Annotated in this window: 13 protein-coding genes; 3 read left to right on the top strand and 10 right to left on the bottom strand. The window is 68.2% G+C overall.

Annotation, left to right across the window (positions count from 1 at the left end; translation table 11 throughout):
* Position 1 precedes the first annotated feature (1 nt).
* Positions 2-1,123, bottom strand: a complete 1,122-nt coding sequence (locus tag U5809_RS02695; protein WP_322085386.1) for a porin — start codon at positions 1,121-1,123, stop codon at positions 2-4.
* Between the two features lie 319 nt (positions 1,124-1,442).
* Here U5809_RS02695 and U5809_RS02700 point away from each other — a divergent pair, with 319 nt between their 5' ends.
* Positions 1,443-2,438, top strand: a complete 996-nt coding sequence (locus U5809_RS02700) for a LacI family DNA-binding transcriptional regulator (RefSeq protein WP_322085387.1) — start codon at positions 1,443-1,445, stop codon at positions 2,436-2,438.
* A gap of 20 nt (positions 2,439-2,458) precedes the next feature.
* Here U5809_RS02700 and U5809_RS02705 read toward each other — a convergent pair whose 3' ends face one another.
* The 7 genes from U5809_RS02705 to U5809_RS02735 form a co-directional block, all read right to left on the bottom strand.
* A complete protein-coding gene (locus U5809_RS02705) occupies positions 2,459-3,364 on the bottom strand; it encodes an SMP-30/gluconolactonase/LRE family protein (RefSeq protein ID WP_322085388.1) in 906 nt (301 codons plus the stop codon).
* Between the two features lie 73 nt (positions 3,365-3,437).
* Complete coding sequence (locus U5809_RS02710) at positions 3,438-4,517, bottom strand: sn-glycerol-3-phosphate ABC transporter ATP-binding protein UgpC (RefSeq protein WP_322085389.1); 1,080 nt, start codon at positions 4,515-4,517, stop codon at positions 3,438-3,440.
* A gap of 31 nt (positions 4,518-4,548) precedes the next feature.
* Positions 4,549-5,694: a galactonate dehydratase gene (dgoD, locus tag U5809_RS02715; RefSeq protein ID WP_322085390.1), complete on the bottom strand. Its 1,146-nt coding sequence runs from the start codon at positions 5,692-5,694 to the stop codon at positions 4,549-4,551.
* A complete protein-coding gene (locus U5809_RS02720) occupies positions 5,691-6,476 on the bottom strand; it encodes an SDR family oxidoreductase (RefSeq protein WP_322085391.1) in 786 nt (261 codons plus the stop codon). Before U5809_RS02720 ends, dgoD begins: the two co-directional genes overlap by 4 nt.
* Positions 6,477-6,480: 4 nt before the next feature.
* On the bottom strand, positions 6,481-7,383 hold the full coding sequence (locus U5809_RS02725) for a carbohydrate ABC transporter permease (RefSeq protein ID WP_282512685.1): 903 nt from the start codon (positions 7,381-7,383) through the stop codon (positions 6,481-6,483).
* On the bottom strand, positions 7,380-8,249 hold the full coding sequence (locus tag U5809_RS02730) for a carbohydrate ABC transporter permease (protein WP_166959355.1): 870 nt from the start codon (positions 8,247-8,249) through the stop codon (positions 7,380-7,382). The genes U5809_RS02725 and U5809_RS02730 overlap by 4 nt, the downstream gene beginning before the upstream one ends.
* 70 nt (positions 8,250-8,319) lie before the next feature.
* Entirely contained in the window at positions 8,320-9,555 is a 1,236-nt protein-coding gene (locus tag U5809_RS02735; RefSeq protein ID WP_322085392.1) for an ABC transporter substrate-binding protein, read from the bottom strand.
* A gap of 288 nt (positions 9,556-9,843) precedes the next feature.
* Between U5809_RS02735 and U5809_RS02740 the strand changes: the two genes are divergently transcribed.
* Positions 9,844-10,605 (top strand): 2-keto-4-pentenoate hydratase, encoded by a 762-nt coding sequence (locus U5809_RS02740; RefSeq protein ID WP_322085393.1) that lies wholly within the window; start codon positions 9,844-9,846, stop codon positions 10,603-10,605.
* 128 nt (positions 10,606-10,733) lie between these two features.
* On the top strand, positions 10,734-12,149 hold the full coding sequence (locus U5809_RS02745) for a 3-deoxy-D-arabino-heptulosonate 7-phosphate synthase (protein WP_322085394.1): 1,416 nt from the start codon (positions 10,734-10,736) through the stop codon (positions 12,147-12,149).
* Between the two features lie 21 nt (positions 12,150-12,170).
* On the opposite strand, the gene U5809_RS02750 is transcribed toward U5809_RS02745, so the two are convergent.
* Together U5809_RS02750 and U5809_RS02755 are read right to left on the bottom strand one after the other, a co-directional pair.
* Complete coding sequence (locus U5809_RS02750) at positions 12,171-13,223, bottom strand: AraC family transcriptional regulator (protein WP_322085395.1); 1,053 nt, start codon at positions 13,221-13,223, stop codon at positions 12,171-12,173.
* A gap of 147 nt (positions 13,224-13,370) precedes the next feature.
* Complete coding sequence (locus U5809_RS02755; protein WP_322085396.1) at positions 13,371-13,697, bottom strand: hypothetical protein; 327 nt, start codon at positions 13,695-13,697, stop codon at positions 13,371-13,373.
* Positions 13,698-13,716: the final 19 nt, after the last annotated feature.

A 13,716-nucleotide genomic window follows, 5' to 3' on the forward strand; every position in this document is an offset into this window, starting at 1 on the left:
ATCAGAAGAGCGTCTCGATCCCCGCGTAGATGCCCGTCTGCCCATGCCCCGGCATCGGCGATGCACCGAGCCCGCTGCCGTTGCCGAGCCCCGGCGACTGCGGGTTCACGCCCAGGTTCGCGTTCGCGCTGTTGAACACGTGCGCGGCCGTCGCATACAGGAACGTGCGCTTGGACAGGTCGTACATCGTGCCGAGCCCGAGGATCGTCGAGCGCCCTTCGCCGCTGTGGTCGGCGGTCCACTGGCCCGCGTCGATCTTCATCGAATAGACGGCGCCCTGCAGATGCAGGAACGGCGTCGCGTCGTACGTCAGGCCGCCCCAGTAGTAGTTCGCGGTGCGCGACAGGCCGGCCGGCGTGTCGGGCGCGCTGTAGCGCGTATAGCCGAGCTGCACCAGCGCGGGGCCGAAGCGCTGCCGCACGCCGATGAAGGCTTCCTGCGATGCGGTGAACAGGTTGTCCTCGCGGCCGTACTGGTTGCGGATCTCGTTCCAGATGGCGCGCACTTCGAAATCGCCGTGCGTGTACGCGACCGTTGCGCCGTCGGACAGGCCAGTCGCGTTCACGTTGTTCGGCGAGCCGCGCAGCCAGCCGTTCGAGCTGTTGCCGAGGTTCGCCTGCAGCGCGAACGAGAAACCGCCGAACTTCGGCGATTCGTAGCGAATCCCGTTCGACAGCTTCGGGCCGTTGCGGTACGACGTCAGCGACTCGACCGAATAGTTCTCCTCGAGCAGCGGATCGTACGACCAGATGTAGCTGTTGATGAACGAGCCCTGCCCGAGCCGGAGGAAACCGTAGCGCTCGTTCTTCAGCCCGACCCACGCGCCGCGCTGGAACAGCACGCCGCCGCCGTAGTTGCCGTTCGCCGCGTTGATCGACGATTCGAGCCAGAACACGGCCTGGTTGCCGCCACCGAGATCCTCCTTGCCGGTGATGCCGAGGATGCTCGTCCCCCAGTCGTTACCCTCCGAGAAGCGCGAACCCGTCGAATGCGGGCCGTTCTGCACGCCGCTCAGGTACTGCACGTCACCGCCGACGCGCCCCCATACGGTCACGCTCGATTGCGCCTGCGCCACGGCCGGCACCGCCAGGGCCAGCGCCGCGATCCACCCATACTGTCGCATCTAGATCTCCTCCTGCTTTTCGTTGACGTCTCGTCTGATTTGGGAAAACGCTTTCCCTTCAAAGCAAAAAAATATCGCGGCGGTGGTCGTGCGTCGTTTTCCGTTGCATCTCGAACGGAAGGCACGCGTGCTATGCTCGCGAAGTGGGAAAGCGCTTTCATTGTCGACGCGCGATTGCGCTTTTTCAAGAAAATTCTGGCCCTCCAAGGGATACTACCGAGTCCGGTCGCGCGGCACGCATGCGATGCCGCCGCACGGTCGCCACCGCCGGTGCGCATGCTATGCTCGCCGGCAAAATGCACTGACACTCACTTTCATCGTGGCCAAGATCAACGAAGTCGCCGCCGCTGCCGGCGTCTCCATCGGAACCGTCTCGAAGTTCATCAACAAGACGAAGCGCTTCTCGCCTGACGTCGAGCGCCGCATTGCCGAAGCAATCGCGCAACTCGACTACGAGTCGAACCCGCTCGCGCGCTCGATGGCCACCGGCCAGACGGGCGCGGTCGGCGTCGTGATCCAGGACATTCTCAACCCGTACTTCACCGCGATGGTCAAGGGCGTGAACCGGATCGCGCAGCGCAACGATTTCGTCGTCCTGATCGTCGATGCCGATGAAAACCGCAAGGGCGAACGGCCGGCGCTGACGAAGCTGAGCCGGCGCGTCGACGGGCTGATCCTGAACACCAGCATGCCCGACGACGACCTGCGCTGGACCGCGAGCCTCGGCAAGCCGGTGGTCGCGGTCGGTTCCGCGCCGCGCGACGGCTTGCTCACGCTCTACTCCGATCCGGTTCGCGCGGGCGAGATGCTCGGCCAGCACCTGTTGATGGAGAAGTACCAGCGCTTCGCGTACATCAGCCTGCCGAACGCGCGCGGCGACGACGAACGCCGCGCCGGCGCCGAGCAGGTGCTCGCGCGCGCCGGCCTGCCGCTGCGTACGTTCAGCGTGCCGCGCGCGACGGTGGCCGACGGCGAGCGCGTGTGCGCGTCGGTGATGCTGTCGGCCGAGCCGCCCGATGCGGTGATCTGCTACAACGACATGATCGCGGCCGGCTTCATCAAGGAAGCCGAACGGCTCGGCATCGCGATCCCGCACGACGTCGCCGTGTGCGGCTTCGACAACCTCGAACTCGGCAAGCTCACGTCGCCCACGCTGACGTCGATCGACACCGAAACCGAGCGCGCGGGCGAAGTCGCGATGACGACGTTGCTCGATGCGCTCGCGGGCAAGTCGCCGGAGCCCCATACGATGCTCGAAGCACGGCTCGTCGTACGCGAATCGACGGTGCGTCCGCGCGACGCGCGGCGCCGCTAACCGCCCGCCCGTTTATTCGTTCAACGCGGCGCGGCCGCGACCGCTTCGCCGAGCCACGCACGCGCGACGCAATGCTGTTCGAGCCCGGCCACGCCCGGGCGCGTCTCGAACAGGCTGCCCGCGAGCGGCCCGCGCAGCAGCCCGTCCGCGCTCACGTTGACCGACGCCGACGTGACGAACAGCGTCGCGCGATCGGCGCCGCCGAACGCGACGCTGGTCGGCCGCTGCACCGGCATCTCGACGACCCTGTCGAGCGCGCCGTCCGGCGCGTAGCGATGCAGCCGCCAGCCGTCCCAGATCGCCGACCACACACCGCCTTGCGCATCGACCGCGAGCCCGTCCGGCACGCCGCGCGCATCGCCGAATGTCGCGAACGGCCGCGCATTCGACAACTGACCGGCCGCGACGTCGAAGTCGTACGCGAAGATCGTGCGGCGGCCGGAATCCGTCACGTACATCGTCGCGCCGTCGGGGCTCCAGCCCATTCCGTTCGCGCACGCGAAACCGGCGACCGCGACGCGCGACGCATGCGCATGCTCGAAGCAATGCAGATCGCCGGGGCCGTCGCCGTCGTCGGCCATCGTGCCGACCCAGAAGCGGCCGCGCGCGTCGACCGCGCCGTCGTTGTAGCGCAGCGACGGCCGTGCATGCGCGGCGTCGGCCAGCCGCTCGAGCGTGCCGTGCGCGGGATCGAACAGGTGCAGGCCGCTCTTCAACGCGACGAGCAGCCGCCCGTCGTCGACGCCCGCGACGCAGCCGGCCAGCTCCGGCAGCAGCCAGAAGCCCGTCTGCCCGTGTCCGGGCGTGTAGCGATAGAGCGCGGTGCGCTTGATGTCGATCCAGTAGAGCGACGCCGAGCGTTCGCACCAGAGCGGGCCCTCACCCAGGATCGCGTTCGCGCCCTGTACCAGTTTTACTGTCGTCATCGAAATTCTGTTTTTATGCATGCGTTCGGCCGCCCGCCGGTACGGCGGGCGGAACCTGCCAGCCGGGCCGGACTCAGAGCGCGCGGCCGGCGTCGTCGAAGAAGTGCGCGTGCCGCATGTCGACGCGTACGCCGACCGGCTGCCCCGACGCGACTGCGTAGGCGTCGCGGTTCTGCCGTACCGACAGCAGCCGGTCGTGACCCGCGAGCTCGACATAGACGATCGTTGCGTCACCCAGATGCTCGGCGTGCGTGACGCGGCCGTCGAGCCCTGTGCCGGGCGCGCCGACCATGAGGTTCTCCGGCCGGATACCGAGCTGCAGCGAACCCGCCGGCCACGTGCGCGACGCGTCCGGCGCCGCGGCGAGCGAGCCGCCCGGCACGTCGAAGCGCGGCGCATCGGCGCCGCCGTGCGCGCGGCACGGCAGGAAGTTCATCGACGGCGAACCGAGAAACGATGCGACGAAATGGTTCGCCGGCTGCTCGTACAGCGACAGCGGCGAGCCGACCTGCTCGATGCGCCCGCCGTTGAACACCGCGATGCGATCGCCGAGCGTCATCGCCTCGACCTGGTCGTGCGTCACGTAGATCATCGTGCTGCCGAGTTCGCGATGCAGCCGCGCGAGTTCGAGCCGCATCCCGCCGCGCAGCGCCGCGTCGAGATTCGACAGCGGTTCGTCGAAGAGAAACACGCCCGGCTTGCGCACGATCGCGCGGCCGATCGCGACGCGCTGCCGCTGGCCGCCCGACAGCGCCTTCGGCTTGCGATCGAGCAGCGCGGACAGCCGCAGCGCTTCGGCTGCCTGCCCGACACGCGTGCGCGTCTCGGCCGCATCGACACCCGCGAGCTTCAGCCCGAACGCCATGTTCTCGAACACCGTCATGTGCGGATACAACGCGTAGTTCTGGAACACCATCGCGAGCCCGCGCTTCGCGGCCGGCACGTCGTTGACGCGGCGGCCGTCGATCAGCAGGTCGCCCGACGTGATCTCCTCGAGCCCCGCGAGCATCCGCAACATCGTCGACTTGCCGCAGCCCGACGGGCCGACGAACACCATGAATTCGCCGTCCTCGATGTCGAGGCTGACGTCCTTGATCACATCCGCGCCGTCGTCGTAACGCTTGCGGATCTGCTTGAGCGACACACTTGCCATGATTGCGTTTCTCCTCGTCCGTTCGTGCCGCTTACCATTCGGCGACCGAGCCATCCTCGCGGCGCCACACCGGGTTGCGCCAGCGGTGCCCCGTGGCGGCGGCTTCCCTCACCTTCTCCTCGTCGATCTCGACGCCGAGCCCCGGCGCATCCGGACGCGCGACATAGCCCGCGTCGAACGCGAACGGGATGCCGCGCGTGTACGCGTACATCGCGTTGTCGTCGTGATAGGCCACATTGGTCGACTGCTCCTGGATGAACGCGTTCGGCGTGCAGAAATCGATCTGCAGCGACGCCGCGAGCGTCAGGGGCCCAAGCGGGCAATGCGGCGCCACCGCAACGTCGTACGCCTCGGCCATCGCCGCGATCTTGCGCAGCTCCCAGATGCCGCCCGTATGGCTCACGTCGGGCTGCACGATGTCGACGACGCCTTCCTGCAGCAACTCCTTGAACTGCCAGCGCGTGAACAGCCGTTCGCCGGTCGCGAGCGGCACCGCGCAGTCGCGCGCGACTTCGCGCAACGCGTCGTTGTGCTCGGGCAGCAGCAATTCCTCGTAGAACATCGGGTCGAACTGCGCGAGCGCCCTTGCAAGCGCCTTCGCCACCGGCCGGCGCACGCGGCCGTGGAAGTCGATGCCGAGCCCCACCTCCTTGCCGATCGCGTCGCGCACCGTGCCGAAGCGCGCGACCGCGCGATCGATCGCCGCCGGCGACTCGATCCAGTCGGTCGCATTGACGACGCCCATCTTCAGCGCCGTGTAGCCGGCCTCGACGAGCTGCCGCGCATTCGCGGCCATCTCCTCCGGCGTGTCGCCCTTCACGTGCGCATAGACGCGCGCCTTGTCGCGCACGGGGCCGCCGAGCAGGTCGTAGACGGGCACGCCGAGCGCGCGCGCCTTGATGTCCCACAGCGCCTGCTCGATGCCCGAGATCGCGCTCGTCAGGATCGGGCCGCCGCGGTAGAAGCCGCCGCGATACATGACCTGGAACAGGTCCTCGATGTGGCGCGGGTCGCGGCCGATCAGGTAGTCGGCGAGTTCGTGCACGGCGGCGGCCGTGGTCGCCGCGCGCCCTTCGACGATCGGCTCGCCCCAGCCGGCAAGGCCCTCGTCGGTGCTGACCTTCACGAACTGCCAGCGCGGCGCGACCGCGAATGTTTCGATTTCGGTGATCTTCATGTGGAGGAACGGGTGCGGTTGAACAGCAGTGCCGACATGCCGTTGTCGGCGACGAGATCCGCGCCGGCGATGCCGATCGCCGCATCCGACAGCAGGAACGCGGCGATGCGGCCGATATCGGCCGGCTCGTTGATGCGCTGCGCGGGATGCAGCGCGCGATACGCGTCGAGCAGCGCGGGATCGCGCTCGAGCGCCGCGCCGATCGGCGCGTTCAGTGTGAAACCGGGGCTCAGCGTGTTGACGCGGACGCGCTGCGGCGCGAGGCTCGTCGCCATCGCACGCGACATCGCGACGATGCCGCCCTTGGTCGCCGCGTACATCTCGAAGCCCGGCACGCTCGCACCCGCGTGATTCGACGCGATGTTGACGATCGCACCGCCGCCGGCGCGCGCGATGCGCGGCGCCGCGAGCTGCGCGCACTGGAACATCGCGCGCAGGTTGGTGCGGTACAGACGGTCGCAGTCGTCGAGCGAGAACGCGTCGAACGGGCCGTGCAGCGTGATGCCGGCGTTGTTCACGAGCCCGTCGAGCCGGCCGTGGTGCGCGTCCACGCGCTCGAACAGCGCGGCGACGCTCGCCGGATCCGCGACATCCGTTTCGACGAACAGCGCGTCGCGCCCGTCGAGCCGTTCGCGCACCACGTCGGCACGCGCGGCATTCTTCTCCGCGACGACAACCCGCGCGCCGCACGACGCGAGGACTTCGACGATGCCGAGGCCGATGCCGTCGCCGCCGCCGGTGACGACGACCACGCGGCCGTCGAGCGATTCGAATGGATTCATGATGTCACCCCTTGACCGCGCCGGCCGTGATGCCCGCGACGATCCTGCGCTGGAGAATGAAGAACAGCACGAGCAGCGGCAGCGTGCCCATCACGGCCGCCGGGAACAGCTTGGTCGGATCGATGTCGTTGGTGCCGATGAAGCGGAACACTGCGACCGTGATCGTGAACTTCGACGAATCGGTGAGGAACAGCAACGGATAGACGAGGTCGTTCCATACCGACAGCGTGACGAACATCGCGAGCGTGCCGGTGATCGGGCGCAGCAGCGGCAGCACGATGTACCAGTACACCTGCAGCGGGCTGCAACCGTCCATCACCGCCGCCTCTTCCAGTTCGAGCGGGATGCGCTTCAGGAAGCTCGTGTAGAAGAACACGCCGAGCGGCAGGCTCTGCACGGTGTACGCGAGCACGACGCCGAGATACGTGTTGAGCAGGTGCAGGTCGCGGAACAGCACGTACAGCGGCGTCAGGCTGACGAACATCGGGATCGTCAGGCCGAGCGTCAGCACGATGTAGACGGCGGTCGACAGCCGGCCCTTCACGCGCGCCAGCGGATACGCCGCGAGCGACGACAGCAGCGCGACGAGGAACGTGACCGCGAGCGTGATGCCGATCGTGTTCGCGACACTGCGCCAGTAGTTCATCTGCGTGAACACCGCCGCGTAGTTGCCGAAGAACACGTGATCGGGCAGCCCGAGCGGGCGCGCGATGATGTCGTCCCCGGTGCGCAGCGACATCAGCACCATGTAGATCGTCGGCAGCAGCACGATCGCGACGATCGCGATCGCGGCCACCAGCCGCGCGAGGCCCGGCACGCGGCGCAGCAGCGTGCCCGCGCGCAGCCCGCCGCCCGACGTGCCGGCGGACGGATGGTCCGCATGAAAGCGTTGACGGATGACGTTCACAGGTTGTCCTCCCGGCGGCGCAGGATCGTGTTCTGGGTGGTGGCAACCACCACGACGATCGCGAGCATGATCATCGACAGCGCACTCGCGAAGCCGAACTTGTAGTCGTTGAACAGGCTGTGGAAGATCTGCAGCCCGAGCGTGGTCGTCGCGCCGTCCGGCCCGCCGTTGGTCAGCACGAGCGGTAGCTCGAAGGTCTTCAGCGTGCCGATCGTGCTCAGCGTGATGTTCACGGTGAACGCCGGCGCGAGCAGCGGCAGGTCGATGCGCGTGAAGCGTACCCACGCATTCGCGCCGTCGAGCTTCGCCGCGTCGTGCAGCTCCGTCGGAATGTTCAGGTAGCCGGCCAGGAAGATCGCCGTCGAATAGCCGACATACATCCACACGTGCACGGCCGTGACGGCCGGCAGCGTGACCGACGGATCGCCGAGCCACACCTGCTGCAGCGCGTCGAGATGCACGAGATGCAGCAGTTCGTTGATGCCGCCGCCGAGCGGCGAGTACAGGTACTCCCACACGAACCCGGCGATCACCGCCGAGAACATGCTCGGCACGAGCAGCCCGACGCGCAACGCGCCGCGCAGCCGCGGCAGCGAGAACAACAGCGCCGCGAACAGCAGCCCGAGCCCGTTCTGCACGATCACGACGATCGCTGCATACGCGAACGTGACGACGAGCGTATGCAGGCTCGCGGGATCGCGAAACGCGGCCGCGTAGTTCGCGAGCCCGATCCAGTGCGCGTCGCCCACGCCGGAGAAATCCGTCAGGCTCATCCGCGCGGCCTTGAACAGCGGATACAGGCTCAGCAGCGCGTACAGCGCGAGCGCCGGCACGGCGCACCACAGCAAGGTCCGGTTGCGCTTCATCGTGCGCCTCCTTCGTCGAACCGTGCCGCGCGACCTCGCGCGGCACGGGAAATGTCAGCGGACGGACGGTTCATCGCGCGGCCGCATCCCAACGGGCGAGCAGCTTCGCCGGGTCCTGCCCGATGTCGAGGAAATACGCGGACATCGAATTCCAGATCGCCGTGAACAACGTGCCGGTCCACACGCCCTTCGGATACAGCACGACGTGCCCGTTCTTCTGCGCGGCCGCGTACGGCTGCGCCTGCGGCGGCATCGCGTCGGTGCCGCCTTCGAACGGGCTGAACCCGGCTTCCGCGTCGAGGAACTGGCGGTCGTTGTCGGAGCGCGCCCAGAACGCGAGCCATTTCTTCGCGGCGTCGGCCTGGTGCGACGCCGCATTGATCGCCCACGCGGTGCCGAGCATGTCGAGCGCGACGGGCCCGTTACCGGGCACGAGCGCCGGCAGCGGCGCGAACTGGAACGACAGTCCCTTCGTCGCGCTGAACTTCGCGATATTCCACGCCCCCTGCGGCATCATCGCAACGCGGCCGGCCTGGAACTCGGTCAGCCCCGTGCTCCAAGCGCTCACGCCATTGTTCAGGCGCGGTACGAAGCACTTCGCGTCCGCGAGCACCTTCAGCGCGGCCATCGATTGCCTGAACGCCGGATCGGCCGCGAAGCGCGCACTGCCCGCGCCGACGAACGACTCGGCGCGCGCATCCGCGTCGCCGCCGCCGGCGGCGAGCCCCGACGCGATCACGAGCGCCGCGGGCGCCCAGCCTTCCTTCGCGGGCAGCAGCATCGGCGTGATGCCGGCCGCCGCGAGCTTCCCGCACGCGGCCTTCAACTGGTCGGCGTCGGTCGGCACCGTCGCGATGCCCGCGCGCTTGAACAGGTCGAGGTTCGCGAACAGGCCGATGCCGACCAGTTCCATCGGCAGCATGTAGGTCTTCCCGCCGATCTGCGTGTGGTTACGCACGCCACGCCAGATCGTCGGCACCCACTTCTCGCCGCTCAGGTCCAGCAGTTGATGCGCGCCCTGCCACTGCCGCATCAGCTCGCGATCGACCATCAACACGTCGGGGCCGTTGCCGCCCTGCAGCCGCGACGACACGACCGTCGTCGTGTCGTTGCGCGACATGTACTCGAACTTGACCTTGATGTCGGGGTTTTCCTTCTCGAACTTTGCGATCAGCGCCGCCATGCTGGCGGGCTCGGCGCCGCCGCCCTTCCAGCCCGTCACGTCGAGCGTGACCGGCGCGGCGCACACCTGCGCCGCCAGCACTGAAAGGACTGCGAAAGTTATCGTCCGAAGCCTGTTGAACATCTGCTGTCTCCACGTTGTTGTTGATCCGTCGCGCCGGAAGCCCGCGTTTCCCGTCGTTCGATTCATTTGGGAAAGCGCTTTCCCTATTGTGTCGCACAACCTGCCCGGCGTGCAAGCACCGGCATGAAACGATCGTCTAGGGGATATCCCGAGGGCCTGTCGGGGCGGCCGCGAGCCGCCCGGACGCAACCGGACCGAGCGGCCATCATGCCGAAGGCGCTATCATCGACTCTGCGACTTTCGTCCGGCCCTTTTTTGCCGGCCCCACTTTCAACTCGCACAACCGACATGACAACGACTACCGAACGCGTGGACGGCGCCGCCCAGCATCTCGTCGCCGCCCGCCATGCCGGCTCGCCCGGCCCGCTGTTGCCCGATGCGCTGCGCCCCGAGGACGTCGAGACCGCACTCGCGATCCAGCAGCGCGTGGCCGACCTGCTCGGCGAACCCGTCGGCGGATGGAAATGCGCGCTGCCGCCGCCCGATCGCGTGATCCTCGCGCCGATCTTCGCGTCGACGATCCGCGAAGCCGATGCGCCGTACCGCGTCGTCGGCGGGCCGATCGTGCGGATCGAACCGGAAATCGCCTTCGTGCTCGATCGCGACCTGCCCGCGCGCGAGCGGCCCTATGAAGAAAGCGACGTGCGCGCGGCGATCCGCGAAGTGCGCATCGTGCTCGAAGTGCTCGGCTGCCGCTATGCGGAGCCGGCGCGCGCGTCGAAGTTCGAGCTGCTGGCCGACGGGCAATTCAACCAGGGGCTGTGCGTCGGCCCCGTCGTGCCCGACGGGCTGAACGTGCCGCTCGCGACGCTGGCGCTGTCGTTCGAGGGCGCGCTGAACCGTACGATCGACGGCCGCCATCCGGACGGCGATCCGCTGAAGCCGCTCGTGTGGCTCGTCAATTTCCTCGCGGCGCGCGGCGATGCGGTGCGCGCCGGGCAGATCGTGACGACCGGCTCGTACGCGGGCGCGATCGACGTGCCGCTCGGCGATGTGCTGACGGTCCGCTTCGGCGAGCTCGGCAGCCTGTCGGTGACATTGACGGCGTGACGGATCGGGTGCGTGGGAGCCGGGCCGCGCCACCGTGCACCTGTCGCCCGCCGTGATACCGTTGCAGATCGTCGCGCGTTCCGGCCCGAGGGCCGCGCACGCGAACTGCCTTTACGCTCGAACCCGCCATGTCGCTGACACCGCTTCCCGCCCTGCTCGACGAAACCCTGCGCGTCGTCGCCCGCCGTTACCGGCTGCCGCCGCTCGACGGCACGTCGTCATTGAGCGACACCACGAATCCGGCCACCGCCCTTGCGATCGTGATCGAGGAAGCGCGCCGGATGCGGACTGACGGCCAGTCGCCCGGCGCGGCATTGCGGCAGCACTTCATCGATGCACTCGCGCAGATGATCCGCGACGCGATGGATCCTCAATCCGGCGATCCGTCCTTTCAGGCATCGGTGCTGAGGCACGATGCCCCGAGCGTGCGCGAATATGCGTCGCTGGCCGCACACGCCGAACAGGATCGGCGCGCGCTGTACTCGGCCGTCAACGCGATCGCGCACCCTGCCAAACTCGAACGCAGCGCGCAGACGTGGCAACGCGACGGGCTCGCACGATTGCATGCGGCCGCAACCGCCGCGACCTGGGCCGATCTTCATGCGACGCTGCAGCAACTGCTCGCCCTGCCCGACATGACGACCGACGCCGCTTTCGAGCAGGACATCGTCAAGCTGAAGGAGAGCCCCGCGCTCGAACGCATGTTGCGCCTCGACGTGCTGGCATCGGACGACGACGTCCGTCGATACCGCGCGCTGTGGGTCCGCCAGGGGCCGCTCGAAGGCAGCACGATCGCGGTCGCGCAGGGCGTCGCCTCCCAGCAGCGTGGCGCGGCCGTCGAGGCGCTGGCGGCGCAGGCACTCGACGCGCTGGCCGGCAGGCTCGATGCGGTGGACGGGGAGCGGACCTACCGGGTGGTCACGTCGATGCGCGTGCCGTCATCGATCCCCGGCCGCCACGACCGCGCAAAAACCGAATGGGACGCGATCCTGCTCGAACGCGCACGAAGCGATGACGCGACGTCCGCGTGGAACGTCCGCTTCCTCGTCGAAGCGAAGGCCTCCGCCGATGCCGCGACCACCGATTTGCCGCGGCTGCTGCGCGGCCTGAACCTGCTTGCGCAGGCCGACCCGGACACGATCTATGCGTTCGAGACGCACCAGGGCACGGTGCGCGTGCATGGCGCATCGCTGCGCGCGCTGACGACCGACGACGCCGCGCTCCAACGCGAAGTGCTCTATTGCTGCGACGCCTCCGCGGACGCGACGCCGCGCCTGCTCGGCGCCGCGAGCCGGATGCAACTGCTGTCGGCGCAGGCGAGCCTCGAATACGCGAGCGCGCTCGCGCAGCAGCAGCCGGATGCCGACCCGGACGGGCTCGGCGTCATCTGGCACGCACTGCTGACACTGCCGCAATGGCATGCCGTGCTGCATCAGTACCCGTCGTTGCGGCAGGTCCGCGAACTGATGGTCGCGATCGACGACCTGCGTGCCGCGATCGGCGATGCCGATGACGGAGACGTCGCCAGCAGTGTGTGCGCGTGACGGACGAGCGGCACCGGCCGCTCAGTTGGTGAGCACACCGAACGGTAGCGTCCACCCGGCCAGCCGGCCGCCATCGCCCCAGCGCGCGTCGGCCGCATCGACCGGCAGCAAGGCCGGCGCGGCCGCGCACTCGAGCGTTTCCTTCGGCGTATGGCCGAATTCCGCCTTGAACAGCCGGTGGAAATACTTCTCGTCGGGGAAGCCGTGCGCCCACGCAATTTCCGCGATGCGCTGGTGCCGGCGCTGCGGATCGCCGAGCACGTGGTAGGCGTGGCGCAACCGCCGGCGCGTGATCTGCCGCATCACGCCGCCTTCCTCCTTGAACAACTGATAGAGCCGCGCACGCGACACGCCGATGTCGCGGCAGATCCGCTCGGGCGTGAGGTCGGGCTCCAGCAGATGCACGTCGATGTAGCGCCGGACCCGATCGACCAGCGCGTGGTCGATCGGGCCGCGTGCGTCGTTCAACGCCTGCGCGGTCGGCGCAACGGCCGCGGCCAGCAGCAGCAACATCGACTGGACGATGCTCGGCACCTCGTGCGTGCGCAGGTTCGGCAGGTTCCGTAACAGCGACAGCATCTGGTCGCCGACCAGGCGCCCCACGCCGCTCGTCAGCGTCTGGCCGTGCGCCTGCGCCGCATGGCTCGGCAACAGGTATCTGGGCACCACGAGGCTGATCACGTCGCCGGCGTCGACCCGGCAGTCGTTGATCTGCGCGACGTCGTAGACGAACAGGTCGCCGGCGCGCTTGACCAGCTCGGGGCCACCGGTATGACTGGCGAGCCGCCCGCCGAGCAGCAGCGTGAAGCGGATCGAATCCTGGCCGTCGAGCCGGATCCGCCGCGGCGTCCGGCGGACCGTATAGGTCGGCGCGCGCGAGCGCCATTGCCGGCCCGACAGGATCAGCGGGCCGAGTGCCGCACCGCTCGCCTCCGCGTCGAACGGGCCAAGCCCGCCGTCGTCATCGAGCCGGTAGTCGCACAGCATGTCCTTGACCCAGACGTGGAACCGGTCCGGCTCGGGATAGTCGATCGTGCGAAACTTGAAAACAGGGACGAATGCCGCTTGATCCATGACAGTTTTTTATCGAACCGGTGGAAAAGGAGGAATCGGTTCGTCGATTATCGGACCAAATTGCGCCGGCGCAAGGCCGACGCGCCATATCGTCCACTCAAGCAGTCGACCGGCGCCCGGTGACGGGCGCCGTCGACACCGCGGCCATCAGCGTTGCGGATGGCATTCCCAGTTGTTGTACGTCGGCCGATCGATCGGCGTGAGCCCCGGAATCATGAACACCGTACAGCCGAAACGCCGCCCCTTGCCGGTCGTCGCGTCGTAACTCACCTTCTGGCCGCCCAGCCCGTCCTTTTTCCCGTACTGCACGTTGGCGACGGTGATCTCGTCCGACGACGCGAGCCCGAGCGTTTTCGCGGTCGACGTCTGCACGTCGATCATGTTCATCTGCGTCGTGCCGCACGCGGACAGCACGAGGCCGGCGACCGTGATGCCCAGCGCGGTCCGGACGGTGCAATGCAAGGTTCTTTTCATGGTTTCTCCTTCGAATTCG

This window comes from Burkholderia sp. BCC1999 (assembly GCF_905339975.1).
In the GTDB taxonomy this organism is placed as follows: domain Bacteria; phylum Pseudomonadota; class Gammaproteobacteria; order Burkholderiales; family Burkholderiaceae; genus Burkholderia.